Annotated in this window: 18 protein-coding genes; 6 read left to right on the top strand and 12 right to left on the bottom strand. The window is 31.0% G+C overall.

What is annotated here, in order from left to right; translation table 11 throughout:
• Positions 1–83: 83 nt before the first annotated feature.
• On the top strand, positions 84–2,744 hold the full coding sequence (locus tag H0I27_RS03410) for a chondroitinase-B domain-containing protein (protein WP_218732508.1): 2,661 nt from the start codon (positions 84–86) through the stop codon (positions 2,742–2,744).
• Positions 2,745–2,808: 64 nt separating this feature from the next.
• Here H0I27_RS03410 and H0I27_RS03405 read toward each other — a convergent pair whose 3' ends face one another.
• A complete protein-coding gene (locus H0I27_RS03405; protein WP_218732507.1) occupies positions 2,809–3,510 on the bottom strand; it encodes an NRDE family protein in 702 nt (233 codons plus the stop codon).
• Between the two features lie 153 nt (positions 3,511–3,663).
• On the opposite strand from H0I27_RS03405, the gene pruA reads away from it, so the two are divergent.
• On the top strand, positions 3,664–5,289 hold the full coding sequence (gene pruA, locus H0I27_RS03400; RefSeq protein WP_218732506.1) for an L-glutamate gamma-semialdehyde dehydrogenase: 1,626 nt from the start codon (positions 3,664–3,666) through the stop codon (positions 5,287–5,289).
• A 76-nt stretch (positions 5,290–5,365) separates the two neighbouring features.
• Entirely contained in the window at positions 5,366–5,752 is a 387-nt protein-coding gene (locus H0I27_RS03395; protein ID WP_218732505.1) for a DUF2306 domain-containing protein, read from the top strand.
• Positions 5,753–5,765: 13 nt separating this feature from the next.
• On the opposite strand, the gene H0I27_RS03390 is transcribed toward H0I27_RS03395, so the two are convergent.
• Both H0I27_RS03390 and H0I27_RS03385 read right to left on the bottom strand, forming a co-directional pair.
• On the bottom strand, positions 5,766–6,446 hold the full coding sequence (locus tag H0I27_RS03390) for a hypothetical protein (protein ID WP_218732504.1): 681 nt from the start codon (positions 6,444–6,446) through the stop codon (positions 5,766–5,768).
• On the bottom strand, positions 6,443–10,165 hold the full coding sequence (locus H0I27_RS03385) for a reprolysin-like metallopeptidase (RefSeq protein WP_218732503.1): 3,723 nt from the start codon (positions 10,163–10,165) through the stop codon (positions 6,443–6,445). The genes H0I27_RS03390 and H0I27_RS03385 overlap by 4 nt, the downstream gene beginning before the upstream one ends.
• Before the next feature lie 63 nt (positions 10,166–10,228).
• On the opposite strand from H0I27_RS03385, the gene lipB reads away from it, so the two are divergent.
• Positions 10,229–10,933 carry a lipoyl(octanoyl) transferase LipB gene (gene lipB / locus H0I27_RS03380; RefSeq protein ID WP_218733764.1) on the top strand — a complete coding sequence of 235 codons (705 nt, stop codon included), beginning with the start codon at positions 10,229–10,231 and terminating at the stop codon, positions 10,931–10,933.
• A 65-nt stretch (positions 10,934–10,998) separates the two neighbouring features.
• Here the strand turns inward: lipB and H0I27_RS03375 are convergent, their stop codons facing one another.
• Both H0I27_RS03375 and H0I27_RS03370 read right to left on the bottom strand, forming a co-directional pair.
• Positions 10,999–12,051, bottom strand: coding sequence for a nucleoid-associated protein (locus H0I27_RS03375; protein ID WP_218732502.1), 1,053 nt, complete (start codon positions 12,049–12,051; stop codon positions 10,999–11,001).
• Between the two features lie 218 nt (positions 12,052–12,269).
• Positions 12,270–12,869, bottom strand: a complete 600-nt coding sequence (locus H0I27_RS03370; RefSeq protein ID WP_218732501.1) for a ribonuclease HII — start codon at positions 12,867–12,869, stop codon at positions 12,270–12,272.
• 175 nt (positions 12,870–13,044) lie between these two features.
• Between H0I27_RS03370 and H0I27_RS03365 the strand changes: the two genes are divergently transcribed.
• Entirely contained in the window at positions 13,045–15,015 is a 1,971-nt protein-coding gene (locus H0I27_RS03365) for a putative porin (RefSeq protein WP_218732500.1), read from the top strand.
• 51 nt (positions 15,016–15,066) lie between these two features.
• Positions 15,067–15,321, top strand: coding sequence for a hypothetical protein (locus H0I27_RS03360; RefSeq protein WP_218732499.1), 255 nt, complete (start codon positions 15,067–15,069; stop codon positions 15,319–15,321).
• Here the strand turns inward: H0I27_RS03360 and H0I27_RS03355 are convergent.
• From H0I27_RS03355 to rsgA, 7 genes are all read right to left on the bottom strand, one after another.
• Positions 15,272–15,724, bottom strand: coding sequence for a GNAT family N-acetyltransferase (locus H0I27_RS03355; protein ID WP_218732498.1), 453 nt, complete (start codon positions 15,722–15,724; stop codon positions 15,272–15,274). The two genes, H0I27_RS03360 and H0I27_RS03355, sit on opposite strands and share 50 nt — an antisense overlap.
• A 1-nt stretch (position 15,725) precedes the next feature.
• Positions 15,726–17,210, bottom strand: a complete 1,485-nt coding sequence (nhaC, locus tag H0I27_RS03350; protein WP_218732497.1) for a Na+/H+ antiporter NhaC — start codon at positions 17,208–17,210, stop codon at positions 15,726–15,728.
• Positions 17,211–17,537: 327 nt separating this feature from the next.
• Positions 17,538–19,556, bottom strand: coding sequence for a transglutaminase domain-containing protein (locus H0I27_RS03345; RefSeq protein WP_218732496.1), 2,019 nt, complete (start codon positions 19,554–19,556; stop codon positions 17,538–17,540).
• A gap of 5 nt (positions 19,557–19,561) precedes the next feature.
• Positions 19,562–21,391 (bottom strand): DUF3857 domain-containing protein, encoded by a 1,830-nt coding sequence (locus H0I27_RS03340; RefSeq protein ID WP_254713136.1) that lies wholly within the window; start codon positions 21,389–21,391, stop codon positions 19,562–19,564.
• A gap of 185 nt (positions 21,392–21,576) precedes the next feature.
• Positions 21,577–22,218, bottom strand: coding sequence for a YceI family protein (locus H0I27_RS03335; RefSeq protein WP_218732494.1), 642 nt, complete (start codon positions 22,216–22,218; stop codon positions 21,577–21,579).
• 104 nt (positions 22,219–22,322) lie between these two features.
• Entirely contained in the window at positions 22,323–22,775 is a 453-nt protein-coding gene (dtd, locus tag H0I27_RS03330) for a D-aminoacyl-tRNA deacylase (protein WP_218732493.1), read from the bottom strand.
• 6 nt (positions 22,776–22,781) lie between these two features.
• Positions 22,782–23,750, bottom strand: coding sequence for a ribosome small subunit-dependent GTPase A (gene rsgA / locus H0I27_RS03325; protein WP_218732492.1), 969 nt, complete (start codon positions 23,748–23,750; stop codon positions 22,782–22,784).
• Between the last annotated feature and the right edge of the window lie 117 nt (positions 23,751–23,867).

The raw sequence follows: 23,867 nt of genomic DNA, 5'->3' as shown, positions 1-23,867 counted from the left end.
TCTTGTTTTCAGTTGTTTAATTCCCTATATTTGGTTTACCAAACTGGTTTACCAAATATTATTAATATTAAACAACAATTAACATGAACAAAAAGTATTTTTTAGCAGCATTACTTTTATTAATCACACAAATTTCTACCTCCCAGACAACGTATAATATTGACGATCCGGAAGACGTAAGAAATGTACTCTACGAACCTGGAGATGTCATTATCTTAAAAAATGGAACTTATGATACAGACGAAAGAATAAGGTTTCTGGGATCTGGTACTGCAGAAAACCCTGTTACCTTAAGAGCAGAAACTCCTGGTGGTGTAATTTTTACCGGAGGACCTAGATTAACTATCGGAGGTGAAACAGAAGACGGTGTAAAAGTTGCTACTGGTGAATATCTAGTAGTAGATGGTTTTCATTGGAAAGGCGGTTATGGTGCCAGTAACTTTATAGAGTTTAGAAACGGTTACGACCTTGCGCACCATAGTACAATTCAGAACTGTGTAATTGATGGTTTAAAAATAGAACCAGATGATCTTGCCGATGATTTAGAAGATGGATCGATTACAAAACATAGATGGATCGTTTTATTTGGAACTTATAATACCGTAATTAATTGTTCTTTTTTAAATAAATCTAGTGCAGGTGCAATTGTATTGGCAGAGTACGCCTATAATGCTTGGGCACCTCCTTATGATGAACCAGAAGACGGTGAACCAGATAATGGATTTGAAACCGTAAATACTCGTTGTGATTTAGTAGGACATACGATTATGAATAATTATTTCTATAATTTTGAAAAAATGGATGCCAGCAAAAGTAATGCTGGAGATAGTGAAACCATACGTATCGGTACAAGTGAATATCAAAATATAAATAGTGGAGCCGTTGTTAGTAATAATTATTTTGTACAAGCCGATGGTGAAAATGAAATTATTACAAATAAAAGTAAAAACAATACGTACACAAACAATACATTTAGAAGATCTAGAGGCTCGTTAGTACTTAGACATGGTTCTAATGCAACTGTAGATGGTAATTACTTTTTAGGAGAAGGAGTTGATGGTACAGGTGGAATTAGAATAACAGATAGCGACCATACAATTACCAACAACTATATTCAAGATTGCGTTACAGTTCTTGACCAAGCAAAATGGAATAATGGTATCACATTTATAGGAGGATCTGATAATAACTCTGTTGATTGTACTTCTACAAGTGTATCTAATGGATATCAAAAAACTGAAAATATTATTGTTTCTAATAATTCAATTGTAAACACAAATGCTCCTTTATTTTATAACACAGATAAAGGATCAACAGACCCTACAGGAACAGTTTCAAATAACTTAATTTATTTCACGGCTAATAATCCAAATATAACAAATCTTATTTCTGGCGATACTGAAACTTCTTACACAAATTTAGGTACAAAATTAACTTATACAGGAAACGTATATACAGGTACAAGTTTAGGCGAAACAAATGAAGGTTTTTCTGAAAAAACAGCAATTACAGCTACAGCAGATGGCGAGATTTTAACGTTTTCAGGAACAGGATCTATTGGTAAAGGAGCTGATATGGGAACTTATAGACCAGCAACAGATGATATGGTTGGACATGGAATTGGAGCTTGTTTTGCTGATAATTTAGGAAATAGCATTCTTGATGGTGATTGTTCAATTGAAGTAATTGAATCTTTAACAGTAAGCAGCATGCCTTCACTTACTGCAGCCGCAGGAAGCAATGATGTTTCTGTAAATGCAAACGTTAGCTGGACAGCAGTATCTAATAATGATTGGATTTCTATTGATATTAATTCTGGAACTGGTAATGCAACTATCTCTGTTACAGTAACAAAAAATACAGAAACTACAAACAGAACCGGTACAGTAACTTTTACACAAGATGCTGGAGGAGATAATATTGTAAGAACTTTAAATATTACGCAAGAGGGTGCAGATTTAACCGATTTATATACGTTAATTAATACAGGAACCGGATTAGCTACAGATAAAGTAACCGTTCATTCTTTCTCTAAAGAAAACAGCTCTAAAAGTGAGTTTGCTACTAATTCCTTAGACAAAGATTTAGATACAGAATGGACCGCAGACGACGGTACTATTATCTCTGGAGATTACAAAGGTGATGGTGAATACGTTATTTACGATTTAGGAAGTTCACAAACTTTAAATTTAATTCAGTTTAACACCACTAATAAATCAGACGCATTCGGATTTCAAATCTACGTCTCTAACACAGGAACAGAAGATGATAATTTCTCTATGATATTACCTACTTCTGGTGATTTACTATTAACAGCTATAAGCACTACAGAATTTAATCAATATCAAGTAAATACAGAAGCACGTTATGTTAAATTATTAGGTTTTGGACGATTTAATAGTACTGCAGATAAAAGAGAAAGTGCTTGGACAGCCATTACGGAAATAGAGTTTTATGGTTCTTCTAATTTAGGATTAGATGAATTTTCTTCAGCAGAAGAGTTAGGTTTAGAGTTTTATCCAAACCCTATTACTAATAATATGTTATACATCAACAGAACTTCAACAGATTTTAACACAGTTAAAGTATACTCTATTTTAGGAACTAAAATTTTAGAAACTAAATTAGAAAACAACAATGCTATAGGTAAGGTAGATGTATCTTCTTTAAATGCAGGTTTGTATTTTGTTGAAGTAAATAACGGAAAACAAAAAGCAGTTAAGAAAATACTAATTGCAAAATAATTAAAAGCAATATTTTAATGAACAGAACAGCTATCTAAGTTAGATAGCTGTTTTATTTTATAAATTATAATATTTTGCTTTTCAGAGGATTTAAAACATCCAAATAAGTAATATTAACCTTACTTTTTTCTTTTTTTACAGAAGTAACACTTACGGTTTCTACAGTATTTCTTTTCATTTTAGGAGAAGTCTCAGTATTTCCTAAATTTTCATTCTGATGAAAACCTAATATTTTTTCTTGATGAAATTCATCATTTTCTAACAACCAATTAGAAAACCAAACTTGCCTCATTTCTTTCATTTTTTCTGTGTACAAAGTAGAAGAAGACCAAATTTTAGGTTCTTGTGTTAATTTATTAAAATGTTTTATATTTCCATCCCAAACCAATTCGTAGGTATCTAATTGATTTTTCCAATCCACTAAAATTAAAGTAAAAGGTTCTATTTCTGTAAAGTCAAAATTATTTATATAAGCCACTCCATCATCAGCAGATAAAATATTTTTTACAATAATACCTCTACTTATTTTATAAGAACTCTTTCTTGTATGTATTTTAAAACCACCGTTTAAAAGGCAAACCAATCGACTTTTATCACTCAAACCAATCCAAGTTCCGCCAGCTAATTCGTCTTTTGGATACGTTAACTGAACACCATTTTCTATATAATTTTGAGGTGGAATTGTATTTCTTAGTGGAGTCTCGTCTCTATTAGAAGTTAAGATAAAATCATTATTCCCTAAAGGCAAATAACTTACTGTACACATACTTTTTATAATTAATTATGATAAACTTTACGTTTAGACGATATCTTTATACATTCCTTAACAAAGGACATAAAAATTCAGTTAAAATTATTGAAACAAAAATTGTAACTTTGAAACTCAAAATTAGTCGATTAAAACTTAAAATACACACAAATGTCAAGAGGATTTTATAATGTTCCGAAAGCAGTAAACGAACCTGTAAAAGGGTACGCTCCGGGCTCTCCTGAAAAGGAAGAATTATTAGCTACTTATAAAGCTATGTATAACAGCAATATTGATGTGCCAATGCACATTAATGGTGAAGAAGTTAGAACAGGAAATACTAAAAATATTACTCCTCCTCATGATCATAAACATGTGGTTGGGCAATATCACACAGCAGATAAAACGCATGTAGACACTGCTATTTCTACAGCTTTAGCTGCTAGAGAGGCTTGGTCTAGCGTAAGTTGGATGGAACGTGCTGCAATTTTCTTAAAGGCTGCAGAATTACTAGCAGGACCTTATAGAGCAAGAATGAATGCAGCAACTATGATTGCGCAATCTAAAAACGTGTATCAAGCAGAAATTGATGCTGCTTGTGAAATGATTGACTTCTTCCGTTTTAACGTAGAATACATGACGGATATTTTTAAAGATCAACCAACATCTTCCCCTGGAGTTTGGAACAGAGTTGAATACAGACCTTTAGAAGGATTTATCTACGCTATTTCTCCTTTTAACTTTACATCTATTGCTGCAAATTTACCTGCATCAGCTGCATTAATGGGTAATGTTGTTGTTTGGAAACCTTCTGATCATCAAGCATATTCTGCACAAGTAATTGTAGATTTATTTAAAGAAGCTGGTTTGCCAGATGGTGTAATAAACGTTGTTTACGGAGATCCAGTTATGATCTCTGATACTGTATTAAGTTCTCCAGATTTCTCTGGATTACACTTTACAGGTTCTACACATGTTTTTAAAGAATTATGGAAGCAAATTGGTACTAATATCCATACATATAAAACGTATCCAAGAATTGTTGGAGAAACTGGTGGAAAAGATTTTATCTGGGTTCACAACTCTTCTAATCCTTTACAAGTTGCAACTGCAATGACAAGAGGTGCTTTTGAATACCAAGGTCAAAAATGTTCTGCTGCTTCTCGTTCTTACATTCCTGCGTCACTTTGGCCAGAGGTTAAGAAACATTTAATTGCACAAGTAAGTGAGTTAAAAATGGGATCTCCAGAAGATACTTCAAACTTTATAAACGCAGTGATTCACGAAGGTTCTTTTGATAAAATTACAAGTTATATCGAAGCTGCTAAAAAAGATAAAGACGCTGAAATAATTATTGGTGGAAACCATGATAAATCTGTTGGTTACTTTATTGAGCCTACTGTAATTGTTAGTCAATCTCCAAAATACGCAACCATGACAACTGAGTTATTTGGCCCAGTAATGACGGTTTATGTATACGAAGATGCAGATTGGGAAGCTTCTTTAAAATTAGTAGATGAATCTACAGAATACGGATTAACAGGTGCTATCTTCTCTACTGATAGATATATTGTAGAAAAAGCTTCTAAAGCATTAGAAAATGCTGCAGGAAACTTTTATATTAACGATAAGCCATCTGGAGCTGTTGTTGGTCAGCAACCATTTGGAGGAGCAAGAGCTTCTGGAACAAATGATAAAGCTGGTTCTGCACAAAACTTATTACGTTGGACTTCTGTTAGATTGATAAAAGAAACATTGGTTTCTCCTACAGATTATAAATACCCTTTCTTAGGATAGGAAAAAATAATATTTAGTAAAAAACCGTATCAAATTTGATACGGTTTTTTTATTTCCCTATTTTAGTAAAAAAACTATGGAATATAAATATTTAATATATGCACATTTAATAACGGTTGTTCCGTGTGTCTTTATTGGTGCTTATCTTTTAGCTGTAAAAAAAGGAACTCCTTTTCATAGAAACTTAGGCAAAACCTATATGCTGTTAATGATGATTACAGCAGTTATTACCATTTTTATGCCTGCTTATGTTGGCCCACAGTTTTTAAATCATTTTGGGCTTATTCATTTATTTAGCATTCTAACATTATACAGCGTTCCTACTGCTATAATTGCGGTAAAAAAAGGACAAATTAAAAAACATAAACTGAAAATGATCTTTCTCTATGTTGGTGCTATTGTTATTGCTGGAGGTTTTACATTTACTCCTGGTAGATATTTACACACTCTTTTTTTTAGATAATAAGAATACTTTATTAATCTACCGTAAATGTAAAAACTTGCCCAATAGATTTTGCACCAACATTATCGGTTACATTTACTTGCCAAGAATATGTTTTTCCTGATAACACAGAAACCGAATATGACTTTACAGTAAGAGTATTATCCACAGAAGTTAAAGTAGCATCTTCACCAAAAAACAATTCATATGTTAGTGTATCTGCTGTATTTATATCTGATGCTTCCCAAACTAAATCTACAGTTCCTTCAGTAACGTTTCCATTGTTTTCTGGCGTTTGTAAATCAGCCATAAAAGGTGCATAATTTGTAACTCCATCTCCTTTTGTATAAAAAGAAAACACATCAGAATTACTTTCTTGGTTATTATCTACATCTATTGCATTTACTTGCCAATAATACGCTGTAGACTTCTCTAAAGTTACAGTTAACTCACTTTCGCTAACAGTTCTGTTTTCTACAACATCTGTTAACTGCCTGTCTTTGGCTATGATAATAGTATACTCGATAACATCATTTTCTAAGTCTGTTGCATCACTCCAATTAAAGGAAATTGTATTATCTATACACAACAGATCTTGTGTAGGAAACTCTAATTGAACAATACTCGGAGCTTTATTTTCATCATCCTTAGAAGAACAGCTTAGAGCTAAAAAGCAAATACTATATAAATTTAAAATAATTATCGCCTTTCTCATTTCTTTAATATTTTAATAGGTTTGGCAGCAATTGGTAATTTTAAAATATAAATACCGTTTGCAAATTGTTGAAACGGAATGGACATTGAATTACCTTGAACATTTACCATTTGTTTAAAGACTAATTTACCATTTATATCATAAATTAGTGTTTCTATACGATCACTTTCAACTCCTAAAGGAAGTAATAATTCAATAGAATTTGCTACTGGATTTTGAAGTAGTATAACAGCATCTATTGTTGTTTTAAACACACCCTCACAGTCTTTAGCTGTTTTTACCTCTAACAAGCCTCCTTCATTTAACTCAATATCAAAACTCTTTTCGCTAGAAGTTCTTAATAGCTTATTATTTAAAAACACACTAAAAGGAGCTGTCCCCTCATCAATAGCAAAAGAATATATTTTTGATGTTTTACTTGCACTAGCTTTTAATGATATTGATTGAGACTCTACAATTTCAACTTCATAACATTGTGTAAAGTCTTGTTGAACTGTTTCTACACAAACCTCATAAATACCCGGACTTAAATCTGAAAATATTTTACTAGAACCAACTATCGGAGAAGTAGAAGTACCTTCAGAACTTGATAATATTACATTATAATCTAAAGAAGTCTGCGATACGTCTACCGTAATAATACCATCATTTTCATTTACACAAGTTTCTGATGTTGTTTGCACAGAAACATTATTTACATCTATAACAACAATTGTATAATCTTCGGTTTCTCCCCATTCAGTTAAATGATCTGCATTACAAGGGCCATCTCCATAACCTCCTGTAGAATCATCATATTCTATAACAACTCTCATTGTTGTGCTTCCAAATTTAGCATCACCTGGCACTGTAATCGTAAATGTTTTAGTTCCTATATCTGCAGACTCTGTTCCTAAATCATACCTTTCCGTTGTTTTATCAAAAATAAAATCTTGATTCCAATCTATAAATACATATACATGATCTTGAAACCCTCCTGTATCTAGCGTTACAGAAACTTGATGATCCTCTCCGTTTTTCACTTTCGTTTCTATAGCAGTAAAATCTTCATATCCATTTACAGCAGCATTGCCAGAATTATTAGTAATGGTATTAAATGTTACATTAGTTATAAATTCTTTCCCTATAACATCATCTGTAAAATTAGAAGTACAATAAACAGGAGTTAATGTTTTAAATTCAAATACATTTGAATAACTACCTTCTGCACAACTATTTTCAGCTTTTACTCTCCAAAAATAAGTGGTGTTTACAGAAAGTTCTGATAAGGAATATTCATTTAAAGTTACATTTTCATTTACAACCAAGTGTGTAAAACCAGTATCTGTTGCTACTTGTACATTGTAATTACTTGCATTGGTATCTGCATCCCAACTTAAGGTTGTACTCAAATCTACTTCAACAGCATCATTAGCAGGAGAAATTAGCGTTAAAGCATCAAAGCTAGAAGTCGTTATATTTAATTGAACATCTATATTATTAGAAATACTTGTAGAACTCCCTACTACATTAATCGTGTAAGGTTGTTCAGTAACAGCATTTAAACCAGTTACAGTCATATTCACATTTCCATCTACACCTATGGTTGATGGATTAAAACTAACTATTGATCCCTCTGGTTGACCTGTAGCCGAAAGAGCTACATTTTCTGAAAATCCGTTTATAAAATCGAAATTTAAAATATAATTTACAGACTGATTTCCGGTATTACAAACAGACTGATCTCCACTTGTATTTGTCATTACAAATGTTGGAGTTGATGAATTTATTTTAAAATTTGTTGCATTTACATTGTAAAAAATATTATCTGCCGCTTCTACCATAATTCTAGCAGATGTAGTTGGGTTTTCTGGTATTACAATATTTTCAGAACCATCATTAGGCGTATTTTCTTTTAAAATAATAGGAAACGTAATTCCACCATCTACAGATAATTTAATCGTTACATTTTGGCAATTTATTGGGGCAATATCTGTTGTACCTTTATTCCATGTTATATTTTGTGTCGTGTCTGCATACCAAGAGACAGCTGTACTTGGAGCTGAAACCGTAAAAGCTTCTGCATCTTCTACCGTTACTGTCATATTATCTCTTGCAGTACTTCCCCCCCCTGAATGATTATCTCTCACTAGAAAAGAAAAATTTAAATCTCTTGCTACAGATGGCACAACTTCCCAAGTTGATGCCGTACTACCGGCTACCACCGTTGCCAATTCAGGCATATACCTTTCTGAATTGGTTGCAGATGGTAACGATCTAAACATTGGTCCTCCAGAATTGGTTGCAACCGGAGGCATTGTTGCAGATTCATTATCTGTTTGCTCCCAATTATAAGTTAAACTAGCAGTTCCGTCTGCATCTGCTCCAACTCCTTTTAATAAAAAGGGGGTCGATTTTGGAATGCTATAATCTAAACCTGCATTTGCTGTTGGTGCACTATTATTTGTATCTGTCAACACAGCACAATTAGCAGAAGAACTGATAATATTCCACATTTCTGCAATACTAACTGCATGAAAATAATCATCGCTTTTAGACTGTATGTTTGGCGCACAAATACCTGCATACCCCATTATTGTAGAAGCACTTCCAGGTTCTACTGCTGTGCTACTAAATCTATTACAACTGCTATTACTTTGTGTGTGATTTGCTCCAAATTGATGCCCCATTTCATGTGCCACAAAATCAATATCATACGCATCACCAATTGGTTGACTTCTTCCTGTAACTCCCTTAGCTTTCTGGCCTGTAATACAAACTACGCCTCCACCGGCTAATCCATCTCCCCCAATACTAAAAATATGTCCAATATCATAATTAGCAGATCCTATTTCAGTATCACAAATAGTCTGTACCTCATTAATCATTTTATCAGGATCTCCATCTGTAATATTATCTGTGGCTGCATCTAAAAAGATAACTTTATCATTATCTCCAACAATAGTCATTCTTACAGATAAGTCTCTCTCAAAAATACCATTAACCCTTGTCATGGTCGTATTCATTGCAGAAAGTACGGCAGCTTTTTTAACTTCGTCTGAAGCAGCTGCAGATATATTCTGATTTGTTAAATGAAATTGCGCATATTCTCCACTACAAACTAAGGCCAAACGAAAAGTTCTTAGTTTTCCATCTTGCGCATTTTTTAAACTAGTAATTTCAGCAACACTTCTACGTGCAGCCTCTTCTACATGACAGTTAAAACTATCGTTATCTGTATCTAAATCACTTCTTTTGTAAACAATTAAAGATTTTTTATCCTTAGAATAAGGGTCTATATATAATGTTTTTTCTAAACCAGAATACACAACTGCATGAAAACCGTCTGTACCAATACTAATTTTTGCTACTGCGGTAGGATCATCTACTCCTTGAGCAGAATACGACTTTATCATGGAGTATTTTTCTGATAATTTGGTTTCAAAATTTGAAGTCTCATTGATAATAAAATTAGAAAAACCTCCCTCAGTATTCGGTAATTGTATAATTTTCTGTTCCGATTTAGAACTAAATTTTGATTTTAATACAGTATTAAAGTTATTTATATCTATAGAAACTAGATTGTATGCTTTTGGAAAATTTTTCTTAGAATAAATTTGATCTTCTTGAATTGAATAATTGTCTTTATCAATCTTCTTCAAAAAAGTCTGAGCATTTATCACCTCGATAGAAGAAAAGAAGCCAACAAAAATAAATAACAGCAATAATCTTGTTTTCATAAACAGTATTTATATAAAATCGTTATCAAATATAATGAAATAATTATCTTTGTAGTCGCAATGATGAACAGAAACATACTATTAAAAGACTTATCTGTCAAAGATTACAAGGAGACTTGGGATTATCAAACTGAATTATTACAAGAAATTGTAGCCATTAAGATTGATAACCGTAGAAACGAGAATACAAACCCAACAAAAAATTACTTTTTATTTGTAGAGCATCCACATGTTTACACTTTAGGTAAAAGTGGAGACCTAAGTAATTTGTTACTGAATGAAAGTCAGTTAGCAGAAAAAGGAGCTACTTTTTATAAAATAAATCGTGGTGGAGATATTACCTACCATGGTCCCGGGCAAATTGTTGGCTACCCAATTCTAGATTTAGAAAATTTTTTTACAGACATACATAAATATTTACGGTTTTTAGAAGAAGCAATTATTTTAACCATCGCAGAATATGGTATAAAATCAGAAAGAAGTCCTGGGGAAACTGGGGTTTGGCTAGATGTAGGAACACCATTTGCACGTAAAATTTGTGCTATGGGAATCCGTTCTTCTCGCTGGGTTACCATGCATGGATTTGCTCTAAATGCCAATGCTAATTTGGGTTATTTTGATAATATTATTCCGTGTGGAATTAAAGGAAAAGCAGTAACCTCTATGGAAGCTGAATTGAACCGAAAAGTAGATATAGAAGAAGTAAAAGCTAAAATTTTAAAACACTTTAAAGTACTTTTTGAAGTTGAAGAGTTTATTGAATCTTAAAAAAAATCCCGTTTACGTTTTTGATAAACATAAGCGGGATTTTTTTTTAAAATTGAAAGAGATAATTACTTCTCTTCGTTAAAATACACTTTATAGTATTTCATTTTCTTTTCTTCATCATATCCTCTTTCTAAATATTCTGATGCCGCTTCTGGTGCATCTACATCTAGTTTTATATTGATGTTAGTATCTAACTTAATTTCTGTTTTTAACTTGTTTTTCTCTTTCTTTAAAACAACTCCAGAAACATCAAAGTTATTTCTGATTAACACATCATTTAACTTTTCGAAGTGGTTCTTATATTCGTCAAATTTTTCTTTGTGCTTCTCATCTTCAAAAACTTCATCTTTAAAAGTAGCGTAATCTACAGCTTCATTTTCTTTAAAGTAATCTACAGTATTTGCTAAAAAGTTTCCTTTTTCGTGCATCCCTAATTCTGGTTGAATTACCTCTTCAGAAAATTCTTTACACATTTCTAAATAATTCTGTGTATGAGAATTATAATCGTCTGCTAATTTTACAGATAAGAAGTTTTTAACCCAATATTGTGCATCGTAATTGTTATTATCTACAGAAAAAACAACGGTACCTTCTTCATCAGAAGTATTTAAAACCAAACACCCTTTATCTATTCTTTTTGTAGAGATTCCTTTTTGTACAACAATATCAAAACTTTCATTATCGTCTAAATACGTTTGAAAGAAATCTACTTTATTTTCAATTTTAAAAACTCCGATTGCTTCTGTTAAGACATCTTTATATTCGATACCTTCTATATAAACAACCAAGACATCTCCGGTTTTTATTTGTGCTGAATTAGATTGTTCAAATAAATGATTTACAATACTTTTAGAGTATTCTACAAAACTTTCTTCGTCATTAAAAACTTCTGAAGCAAATTTATTCACCTCGTTTAAACGTACATCTTCATGCTTGGTAAAACGATAACTCTGCGTTAAATTTCCGAACGGTTTTAGTAAAAAACCTTTCATTAAATCGTAACTTTCTTGATCGAAACGAATTAAGTCTTCAGAAAAAACATTTTGTCCGCTATTAAATTTATTGGCTACTTTATGTAAAATACATTTGGTAATTTCTGCTTTGGTTTTTCTAATCATTACTTAAAATTTTGGAGCGTAAAAATAGTTGAAGTTTTTTAATAAAAAGGAAATAATTGTATGAGATTTTCTAAAAGCTGACAAACAAGTCTAGCCCTGATTAACTCTGTTCTTATATTTTTTTGAATCGTTGAATGCTATGCTTTTGAAATGGTATCCTTTCTTCTTTTTTAGAAAAAAGATATAATTGAAAGCAGTAAATAGCTTCTAAAAACAATCTACAACTTTAACTTAATCTGTTCTGGTAGCAACTTAAACGTTTTTCTATGGTATTTTGTTGCTCCAAATTCACGAATTCCGTTTCTATGTTCTTTTGTTGGATACCCTTTATTTTTAGCCCAATTATACATAGGAAATTCTTTATGAATCTTTGCCATATACTCATCTCTATAGGTTTTTGCCAATACAGAAGCTGCTGCAATACTTAAATATTTTGCATCGCCTTTTACAATGGTTTCATGCGGAATATCGTTGTAGTCTCTAAACTTATTTCCGTCTACAATAATGTATTCTGGCTGTATTTTAAGCATCTCTATAGAACGATGCATGCCCGTAATAGAGGCTTGCAAAACATTTATAAGATCTACTTCTTCTTGCCAAACAAAGGAAACGCCATAAGCAATGGCATTTTTTTCTATAAACGGACGTAATTCATCTCTCTTTGCTTCCGATAACTGCTTAGAATCATTTAAAAAAGGGTGTGTAAAATCTTTTGGTAAAATTACTGCTGCTGCTACAACTGGCCCGCATAAACAACCTCTTCCCGCCTCATCTGTACCTGCTTCTAAAATAAAACCACTATAATTTGATGCTAACATTTTGCAAAGAAAAGAAAACTTTTTCTTTTAGGTTCTTGTTTCTATAGGAATGGCTCTTTTTTAAGGAAACTTAAAATAAAAGGTAAAAAATATAGTTTAATTAACAGATTTCATAATAATTATTAACGAATCTTTTCGTTAAATTATTTTACATTTGCCATTGCAGAAACAACCTATGAACAAATCGTTATTTTTCTTATCAATACTTGTTTTATTTATAACAAACACGCTATACTCTCAAACAGATTTTCAATTGGGAAGTGGAGGAAATGGTTTAGGAAGGAATCCTAATTCTCAGAATGATTCTATTAAAAATTCTGGTGAAATCTCTGTAACTTTATCTGGAAAGACAAAATATACGGATTATAAAATATTTTCTCACCAAAGAGATACTACTTATATAGACACCACTTTATCAATTCAGAAGGATTATAAGTTCAATTATTTGCGTACTGATAATTTTGAGTTATTGGGTTTTCATAATCAAGGGCAAACTTTTACTAATTTAGGATATGATTTTAGCAATCTAAAATTAATGCCAGATATTGGTTTTACTGCAAAACAGTTTAGTTATTTAGATATCGACGAAATAAAATATTACGAAGTACCTACACCAACTACAGAGATAACTTACAGAACTGGTTTACAACAGGGACAAGTTTTAGATGCTATTTTTACTGTAAATTTTTCTCGAAGACTTAATGTTTCTCTTTCATATAAAGGAATTCGTTCTTTGGGAGCTTACAGAAGATCTTTAGCGAGTCATGGAAATTTTAGAGGTGCTTTTCACTACAGAACAGAAGATAATCAATATGAAATTCGAGGACATTTAACGTCTCAAGACTTCTTTAATGAAGAAAGTGGAGGCTTACCACAAGCTGAAATTGATAAGTTTGAAAGCAACGATTCCGACTATAGTACCCGATCTTATTTAGATGTAAATTTAGATGATGCAGAAAATAATTTTGAAGGTAGGAGATTGTATTTAGAACATAGTTATAAATTATTGGCAAATAAAGACACCATCAATAAAACAGATTTTAGCAACTTAAAAATAGGACACGTATTTACTACAGAAACTAAAGAATATAGTTTTACACAACCTACAATAACAACAGATTTTTTTGGAGAATCTAATGCTTCTGGAGCAAGTAATAACCAAGCTAAAAATACCATTACAAATAATGAAATGAACTTAGAGTTTAATTCTAAATATGTCCTTGGTAAATTTAAAGCCAAAGTAAATCTTTCTAGTTATTCTTACGGATATGATTCAATTCTAAATTCTAATAGTAACATTTCTAAAGTTAAATTAGAAGGAAATGCTATTTCTGTGGGTGCAGATTGGAATGCTAGAATTAAAAACTTTCATTTAAACGCTACTGGTAATTTAGCCCCAGGGAGTGGTAGGTTGTCTGGGAGTTTTCTACAAGGTGAAGCTTTGTACAAAAAAGATAGTCTTTTTGCCGTAAAAGGTAGTTTATTAATTAGTTCTAAATCGCCAAACTTTAACACTTTATTACATCAAAGTAAATATGATGATTACAATTGGTATAATGATTTTAGCTCTGTTAACACAAGAGATTTAGGGTTTGATTTAAGTTCTAAATGGTTAAATGCTTCTCTAAATTTCACCAATATTGACAACTACACATATTTTGATGAAAACAACAAACCACAACAGTTTGATGGCCAGATTTCATATTTAAAGGTGAAAGCAAGTAAAGAGTTTAGAATAAAAAAGTTTGCTTTAGATAATACAATAATGTACCAGAATGTAAGTAGCGGAAGTTCTGTTTTTAGAGTACCAGAATTGGTTACTAGAAATACCTTATACTACCAAGATTATTGGTTTAAAGGAAAACCAATGTTGGTAAATATTGGTGCAACTTTTAACTACTTTACAAAGTATAAAATGAATGCTTATAATCCGTTATTAGCAGAGTTTACCTTACAAAATGACCAAGAGATAGGTTTCCCTTCTATAGATGTTTTCTTTAATGCACAAGTACGAAGAACTCGTTTGTTTTTAAAAATAGAAAATGTAACTTCTAGCTTTACAGAGAAAAATTATTACTCTGCGCCTAACTACCCTTATAGAGATTTTGTAATTCGTTTTGGATTGGTTTGGAACTGGTTTATATAGTCACAATATGACGGATAAAGTATTTTATCTTATTATATACTGATAAAAAAAATGATCAAACAACTTAAAGATAACTGGAAACTCTTTTTACTAGCAAGTTTAACATTAGGACTTGCCCCTTTTAATCCGCCACATATTTTAGGTAAAATTGAATGGCTTTTAGGTGGAAGTGCATTTTCTGGAACACGTGCAATGCAAGCTAAAGATTGGTTTGATGTTTTGCTCCACGGAAGTCCGTGGTTATTATTAATAATTTCTATTGCTTTAAATCTTTTTGCATTAAAGACAAAAAACGTCCCAAAATAGCACTCCCTATTTGCTCCTTTTCTACAAAACCTTGAGATTTATAAAAAGGAATAGCATTAGGATCTGCAACTAACTCTATTGTTTTTGCGTTAGAAACGATTGCTTTTTCTAAGGCATGTATTAGTAGTTTTTTACCGATACCTTTTCCTATAAATTTAGGTAAAACAAATAACATTTCTAATTTAACAAGCTCTTCCTTCGCATTGTTTAAAACATAGAAACCAACAGTAACGTCATCAACCATAATTTTATACACTTGGCAGGTTTGTATGGTTTTAGTAGTTACGGTTAGGTCTGCTCTCCAACCTTCTATCAAATCGTTAGAATACCCCCAAAAAGCTTTCGATTTTAAAGCAATTTGGGTGAGCTGTTCTGCTTCTAAAAAATCAGCGGGAACAATCATGTTATTTTTTAATTAATTGCTTAATTTTAATATTAAAAGCAGCAAAAATTAAAGTCATAATAGGACTTAACCAGTTAAAAATAGCAAAGAAAAAATATTCTGAAACACCTACTCCTAAAACTCCAGATTGATATGCTCCACAGGTATTCCATGGAATTAAAACAGAAGTTACCGTACCAGAATCTTCTAATGTTCTACTTAAATTTTCTGGTGCTAAGCCTTTATCTTCATACGCTTTTTTAAACATTTTTCCTGGTACAACAATGGCCAAATACTGGTCTGAAGCCGTTACGTTTAATGCCAAACAACTCGCAACAGTACTTGTAAACAAACCAAAAACAGAAGATGCCATACTTAATAAAGCTTTACTAATTCTTGCCAAAGCTCCAATTGCATCCATAATTCCACCAAAAACCATTGCACAAATTATCAACCAAATAGTCCCCAACATTCCATTCATTCCTCCGGCAGAAAATAAATCATTTAATTCCACACTTGTAGTTTCTACAGCAGAATCTACTGTAATTGCATTCATGACTCCTTTATATGCTGAATTAAAAGTTAAAGAATCTGCGCCGGCAACACTCACAACAATATCTGGTTGTGCAATTACAGCAACAATACCTGCAAATAAAATACCCACTAATAAAGCTACTAAAGGTTCTGTTTTTTTTATGATTAAAAATATCACCGTTATTGGTACAATAAATAACCAAGGAGAAATATTAAAAGCAGCATCTATAGCCGCTAATTTATCTGAAACATCTGGTGTACCTGTTGTTTCTATAGAAAAACCAATAATTACAAAAACCAATAATGTAATTATAATTGTTGGCACTGTAGTTAACGCCATATATTTAATATGTGTAAACAAATCTCCACCTGCCATTGTAGGTGCAAGATTTGTAGTATCTGATAAAGGTGACATTTTATCTCCAAAATAAGCACCAGACAATACTGCTCCTGCCGTCATACCTGCAGGAATACCTAATGTATTTCCAATCCCCACCAAAGCAATACCAACGGTTGCAGAAGTAGTCCAAGAACTACCGGTTGCAATAGAAATAATGGCACAAATTATTACCGAAGCGGCTAAAAATATTGTTGGGTTTAAGATTTGTAATCCATAATAAATCATAGAAGGAATGATACCACTTATTAACCAAGTTCCTGCCAAAGCACCAACCATTAATAAGATTAAAAGAGCGCTAGAAGTAGATTTTATATTTTCAGAGACTTCTTCCATCATTTGTTTGTAAGAAACCTTATTCTTAAAACCTACAATGGCAGCTACTGCTGCTCCCATTAACAAAATAAATTGATTACTACCACTTAAAGCATCATCACCATAAACAAAGAAAACATTGTAAAACAACATAGCAACCAATACAAAAACCGGTATTAGAGCCTCCCAAATATTAAGCTCTTGATTTTCTATAATATTTTCGTCTTCCAGGTTTGTTGGTCTAATATTTTGGCTCTCCATATGGTAAAAATTTCGTTTGGTAATGTTACGATTTTACTAAGTTTTACGCAAATTGAATTCAGTAACTTACATTTACCCTTATAGATTTGTGAACTCTATTTTTTTTAGTCTGTTTTTTTAAGAAAATATATTATAAGAATGGTAAAAAACGATAATCTGTATTTTTATGAAATTCTAAAAAAAAGATGCTACCAAACTTCCACCAAAGCTATACAAGATAACTTTATAGACTCTTATAACATCTAAAAAGAAAAACCCAAAACATGTGTTTTGGGTTTGTAAAATAAAGAAATTTCTCTAAAACAAGTCTAGAAGAATTTTTTAAAATTAAATTTTAATTAAAACAATTTTCTCTGATTGCTTTTCTACTAATTGACTATAAAAACCTTTTAATGCTGCATAATATTGAGGAGCAATAACAGCATTGTTAAATTGTAAAACAGATAAGGTTCTTATTTTATTTCCTTGTTGTGTTACTTGAAATTTAAATACACCCAAACTATCTGGCAACCCAATAGCCAATGGTTCTGGAAGCGTTTCTACTTTATACCCTTCTGGAACCTGAATAGAAACAGTATTACTTTCTTTCCATGGAGTTGCAAAATCTACAGGGAATTTTCTATCTTCTAATTTAAACGGATTTTGATGTTCTGATAAAAATAATAAAGGCTCTACATACAGTTTTCCGTTTACATTTTCCACTAAATTATCGCTACTAAACTGAAGAGTTCTAACAATAGGTTTGTCTAAGCCTTCTTTATTTACAACCCTATATCCATCTATTTCAAATCCATATTTTTCTTCTAAACTTTCTTTTAACTCTTCTTCTTTTATATGATTATTATTCTTTCTGTAATTTAAGGCGTTTAGGTTATCATAATTTGTTCTAATTAATCCTTTTACAAGCATGTCTTCAGAAATTTTAACCATAACATTATGATCTTCTAATGCATGTTTAGAAGATGTTAACTGAATCCAAGAAGAAGTTCCATCCTTAGCAACCTTTCTACCTTTCCAATTTAACGCTCTCGTTGGTAAGATATTTGGTACACTAAATTCTTCTGAAGCATCCAATAAAACTGTCTCTCCATTTTGAAGCGCTACGGTAGCAATTACATAATTAAAACCCTCTATTGTAGGAAAAAAAGGAACACCATTTACCCTTGTACTTAATAATACTGGGTTTGCATCTAAACCTGCAGATCGCAACATAGAAGTTAACAATAAATTGATATCTGCAATATTACCAACCCTTTCTTTAAACGCCTTTCTAACACCATAATCTGTGTAAATACCATTATAGTTATTCCATTTTACTTGATTTTTTACAAATTGAAAAATAGCATCAATCTTTTCTGATTCTGTTTTTGTAGTTTTTAAAATTTCTTCTAAATCGTCTTTGTAATAACTAGTTTTTTCTAATTCTGCACCAAAACTTTCCGATTTATAAATTTGCTCACTTACATCTTCCCAATTATTTGAATAGAATTTTAAGATAGAATTTGGAAACTTTGTAGAAGCTAATTCATATTTAACTCCTCCTCTATAATTTTTAACATCTGTTACATAAGGTTCGTTATTTTTTAAAGCTGGTATGTTTTCCGATTCATAAATATCGATATTAGTTTTAAGATTAACTTTAGAGGTAACCACTTGAGATGTTAAAGTTTCCCCCATACTTTTTTCTGACGTCCTTACTCTTTGAGACATTGTAATACTTCCGTTTTTTATACCTTCTTTAATATCTATAAAATAATATCCTTTCGTTTTTTTAGTAAAACTATAATACTCTGGTATTTCAATTTTATAATTTAATAATTTTACAGGAATATCAAATTGGTAATCTACGTCGTCAATAGAACGGTATGGAGAAATTATTTTATATTCTAAATCTAACACTGAACCAACTTTAACATTAGGAAACGTAATTTTTTTAATACTTCTATATCTAGATAATTTCTCATCAAAAATTGAAGATTTAGAAAGCTTTTCCTTTTTTACTTTACCAGATTCTAATGCAAAACTATACCCTTTAATAGAGGTTACCTTTTCATTATCTCCTTTTTCTGGTTTGTAATAAGTGATAGATTTTGTAGCTTTATCAAAACCTGACTTATTATAAATTTTAATACGTTCATGAATTTCAGTGATTACTTGAAAACCTTTATCTTGAACATAGGTAAAATAAGTTCTTCTACTTTTATATAAATAAGCAGCATCTGCAGAAGCATCAGAAGGGTAAAACTCCTCTTTTAATTCTTCTTTAGACACTTTACCAAACTTATAATCTTGAGCAACCAAAGAAATTTGACTTAATAATAGCAATACAATTGTAATTCTCTTCATTTTATTTATTTTGGGGTTATAGCAATTCTTAAATTTTCATATTTCACAATACTTCTTCTAAAGTTTCGATAATTATTATAGTCTTCTTTAGCATAAACTCCATACTTAATAACCATTGTTTTATGATAATTAAAAGTGGTATCATCTATTTTAGTAAAAGTAATTTTGTAGGTTCCAAATTTTGTAGATAGTACTTTTTCTGATGGTAAAGTACTCAAAACGTATCCTTCCGGAAGTTTAAATTTATATGTTGTATCATCTTTATAACCTCTAGAAATTTTTAAAGGCAATTTTCTACTTCTATATCTTTTAGGTACAAAACCATTTTTGTTAAAAACATTTACCCTAAATAAATATTCTTGTTCATTTACGGAAGCATAGCTTTTAATAGTCATTTTTAAATCTTCTTTAAAAACGACTTCTTCTTTATCATTTAATAAATCTACTGCTGTAATTTCTAAGTTATTATTATACTCCCAAACGTTAGATTTGTAATTCTTAATAAGTTCTTCTTCTGAAAGTTTTTCATAATATGATTTATCATCATATTGAATTCCATTAGAAACTCTTTTTAAACTAGCAGATAAATTTCCGTTTTTTTCTAGCTGAATATTTGCTTTTATTTCCTGAAGGTTTGTTTCGTCTTTATAAGCCGGTGTACGTTTAACAATACCACCCTCTGGCGTCATTACCAACACATTTCTGTCATCTGTAAAATCTCCTAAAAACCCAAACGGAATTGTCTGACTTGTACATTCTAACCAAATGTCATTACCATTATTTGGAATATTTAAAATAACATGATTTCCTTGCATTCCAAAAAAATCTTTTTCTACATCTCGCTGTTCTGCTCCTGCCCAAATTACTGCATAATGAGATTTTACGCCAACAGCGTCTAATAGTGTTTTGGTATAATTGGTTAATCCTTTACAATCTCCATAGCCCACTTTATCCACCTCATTAGCAGGTATTGGCATCCAACCTCCTACTCCTTCTTGCACACTTATATAACGTGTTTTATTTTGCATAAAAGCATAGACAATTTTAGCTTTTTCTATTGGGTCTGTTACACCTTCTACCAATATTCTAACCTTTGCTTTTATATCCTCAGACAGTTCGTCTTTTCCATTTTTTAAATAGTCATAACGCCACTTACCAAACTCACTCCAATTAGTAGCTTCTCCTACTATTTTTTTTAAGGAAAATTGATTTATCCCAACCATTAAATAAGGCATAATATCTATAGACAGAGGCGCATTATTTTCATACTTAACCACTTTTTGATTGCTTATTGCATAGTTTAGATTAAACTCAGTAGAGGTATTTTCTATAGAATAAGAATTAAAGTTTTTTTCTTTTGTTCTAACCGTAAATTTCTTTGGGTTTAAAAGTTTGTAGCTGCTTTTTTCTATGGATAAAAAATAACTTTCTACGGGAAACCAACTGGGAATAAAACCTGTGGATGATGTTTTATATTCAGATTCAAAAACGACCGTGTACGGATAAGAAACTGGCGTATGATCTATATATTTTACTCTAGAATCGGAGTACAAAGTTCCTCCACTTACTGCACTTACGTCTAAAAAATCTCTTTCTTTATACTTTTTAATCTCACGACCAAAAGCATCATAAATAGTAGCGGAAAGTTCCGTTATTTTTGTATCATCATCATAATGAGCAGACATGCTAACATAGTTGTCTCCTAATTTATTTAAAACTGTAATTACTTCTTTTTTAAACACCGTCATTTCATCTACTTCCTCAATAGTAATTTCTATAGAATTGTCTCTAATAACTGCATTTGCATCTTCTGTTAACGAACTGGGAATTAACAAGAAAGCGTAATTTTCTTTTTGACTAAAAGTAGAAGTTATTGAAAACAAGGAAATAAATAGGCACAGGGAAATAAACTTTTTCATACAATTATAGGGATAGCAGTCCAAAGTTAAAAAAATTAAAAAGAAAAGAGGCTAAAAACATACGTTTTTAGCCTCTAAAATTGAATTTGAATTAATCTAATTTACGCTTTCGTTTTTACAACAAAAGAGAAAGTCATAATATCATCTATAAATTTATCTTTTAATCCCTCAAAGAATTTTTTAGAACCATATTTTACATTAAAATCTGATCTATCTACATTAAAAGATTCACTTGTAAATACTGTAACTCCATTTTCTGTAGAGATAGTTGCAGGTATTGTTATACTTTTTGTTACATCTTTAATTTGTAAATTTCCCGTAACTGCTAATTTTCCTTCCACCTCTTCTACATTGGTAATAACAAATTTTGAAATAGGATAAGCATCTACTTCAAAAAAGTCTTCATTACTTAAATGCCCTACTAATTTTGCATTTCCTTCTTTATCTGCAGGAATATCTAAATTTACAATAGTAGTCATGTCAATTACAAACTCACCATTAATAAGTTTACCATCTTCTACTAATAAACCTCCACTTTTTAAAGCTACAGTTCCATTATGGGCTCCTCCTGGTTTTGTTCCTTTCCAATTTAAAACTGAAACAGAAGTATCAACATTATTTAGTTCAGCAACATTAACCTCAACTTTTACAGCTTCTTTAGCTTCTACTTTTTCTTTTTTTTCTCCTTTACATGCAGTTAAAACTGATGCTACTAATACTAATGATAAAATTATTCTTTTCATTTTTTTATTTTTTTGTTAATATGAATTCTATTGCAAATATATGTTATTTATTTCCCTTGGAAAATATTATTGTAGTTTTTATGATAAATTAACATTTTAAAAAACTACTCTTTATTTTTAGAATCTATAATAATTGTAACCGGACCATCGTTTATCAAAGCTACTTTCATATCTGCACCAAACTGACCTGTTTGTACTTTTTTACCGAGTTCGTTTTCTAAGGTTGCTACAAAATTCTCATACAACGGAATGGCTATTTCTGGTCTTGCTGCTTCAATATAACTGGGTCTATTTCCTTTTTTGGTGGATGCCTGTAGAGTAAACTGACTTACAACAATTACTTCACCATCAATGTGTATGAGTGATTTGTTCATCACCTGATTTTCATCATTAAAAACACGAAGATTGGCTGTTTTTCTAACCAAGAAATTAATATCTTCTTCTGTATCATCATCAACAATACCTAATAATACTAAAAGTCCCATTTTAATTTCTGCAACTTTAGCATTATCGATCGTTACACTAGCTTCCGATACTCTTTGAATTACAATTTTCATAAAAGTTTACTCCTCATTATCTTCTTCATTCCAAACATCTGTTCTAAAATGTTCTTTCTCTTCATCTCCACTTAAAATTTGAAGGTAACTTTTATAACGAGACCAAGAAACACGCTCTTCTTCTAACGCCTCTTTTACTGCACATTGTGGTTCTTTAGTGTGAATACAATTATTGAATTTACAATCTTGTTTTAAAGCAAAAAACTCAGGAAAATAATCTCCTAATTCGTATTTATCAATATCTACAACTCCAAATCCTTTAATACCGGGTGTATCTATAATTCTTGCATCGAAACTTAAATCGAACATTTCTGCAAAAGTAGTAGTGTGTTTCCCTTGATTATGTTGATCTGAAATTTCTTTTGTTTTTAGGTTTAAAGAAGGTTCAATAGCATTTACCAAAGTAGATTTACCAACACCAGAATGACCAACAAACATAGATGTTTTACCTGTCATTATTTCTTTAATGGTATCTACATTTTTATTTTGCGTAGATGAAACTTCTACACAACGATAACCAATAGCTTCGTAAATATCCTTTAAGTATAAAATTTCTGCTCGTTCCTCTAGTTGATAAGAGTCTATTTTATTAAAAACCAAAATAGTATCTATTCTATAAGCTCTGGTTGCTACTAAAAATCGATCTATAAATGTGGCAAATGTAGGCGGATTATTAATAGTAATCAATAAGAAAACTTGGTCTATATTAGAAGCAATAATGTGGGTCTGTTTAGAAAGATTTACAGATTTTCTAACAATAAAATTATCTCTATCTAAAATCTTTTTGATGACACCTGTTTCTTCATCATTCTTTTTCTCTAAATCGAACACAACTTTATCACCAACCGCAATTGGATTGGTGCTTTTGATGTCTTTTATTCTAAATTTTCCTTTAATTCTACATTTGTAAAATTCTCCGTTATCAGCTTTCACATGATACCAACTTCCAGTAGATTTATATACGATTCCTTTCATTACTACAAAGATGCTGAATTAATATTGAATTAAGAAAAATAGTAACAAATTCAATAGTTATTTCATTAATCAAGTTAAAAAATAAATTAAATCTTAAAATAATTGTTAAAGTTACCC

This window comes from Polaribacter sp. HaHaR_3_91 (genome assembly GCF_019278525.1).
GTDB lineage: Bacteria > Bacteroidota > Bacteroidia > Flavobacteriales > Flavobacteriaceae > Polaribacter.
Note: the sequence above shows the minus strand (reverse complement) of the source record. Positions and strands in the feature narration are given on the sequence as shown.

Coding starts and splice junctions, on each gene's coding strand:
- H0I27_RS03410 (WP_218732508.1), top strand. CDS start 84: ATGAACAAAAAGTATTTTTTAGCAGCATTACTTTTATTAATCACACAA.
- H0I27_RS03405 (WP_218732507.1), bottom strand. CDS start 3,510: ATGTGTACAGTAAGTTATTTGCCTTTAGGGAATAATGATTTTATCTTA.
- pruA (WP_218732506.1), top strand. CDS start 3,664: ATGTCAAGAGGATTTTATAATGTTCCGAAAGCAGTAAACGAACCTGTA.
- H0I27_RS03395 (WP_218732505.1), top strand. CDS start 5,366: ATGGAATATAAATATTTAATATATGCACATTTAATAACGGTTGTTCCG.
- H0I27_RS03390 (WP_218732504.1), bottom strand. CDS start 6,446: ATGAGAAAGGCGATAATTATTTTAAATTTATATAGTATTTGCTTTTTA.
- H0I27_RS03385 (WP_218732503.1), bottom strand. CDS start 10,165: ATGAAAACAAGATTATTGCTGTTATTTATTTTTGTTGGCTTCTTTTCT.
- lipB (WP_218733764.1), top strand. CDS start 10,229: ATGAACAGAAACATACTATTAAAAGACTTATCTGTCAAAGATTACAAG.
- H0I27_RS03375 (WP_218732502.1), bottom strand. CDS start 12,051: ATGATTAGAAAAACCAAAGCAGAAATTACCAAATGTATTTTACATAAA.
- H0I27_RS03370 (WP_218732501.1), bottom strand. CDS start 12,869: ATGTTAGCATCAAATTATAGTGGTTTTATTTTAGAAGCAGGTACAGAT.
- H0I27_RS03365 (WP_218732500.1), top strand. CDS start 13,045: ATGAACAAATCGTTATTTTTCTTATCAATACTTGTTTTATTTATAACA.
- H0I27_RS03360 (WP_218732499.1), top strand. CDS start 15,067: ATGATCAAACAACTTAAAGATAACTGGAAACTCTTTTTACTAGCAAGT.
- H0I27_RS03355 (WP_218732498.1), bottom strand. CDS start 15,724: ATGATTGTTCCCGCTGATTTTTTAGAAGCAGAACAGCTCACCCAAATT.
- nhaC (WP_218732497.1), bottom strand. CDS start 17,210: ATGGAGAGCCAAAATATTAGACCAACAAACCTGGAAGACGAAAATATT.
- H0I27_RS03345 (WP_218732496.1), bottom strand. CDS start 19,556: ATGAAGAGAATTACAATTGTATTGCTATTATTAAGTCAAATTTCTTTG.
- H0I27_RS03335 (WP_218732494.1), bottom strand. CDS start 22,218: ATGAAAAGAATAATTTTATCATTAGTATTAGTAGCATCAGTTTTAACT.
- dtd (WP_218732493.1), bottom strand. CDS start 22,775: ATGAAAATTGTAATTCAAAGAGTATCGGAAGCTAGTGTAACGATCGAT.
- rsgA (WP_218732492.1), bottom strand. CDS start 23,750: ATGAAAGGAATCGTATATAAATCTACTGGAAGTTGGTATCATGTGAAA.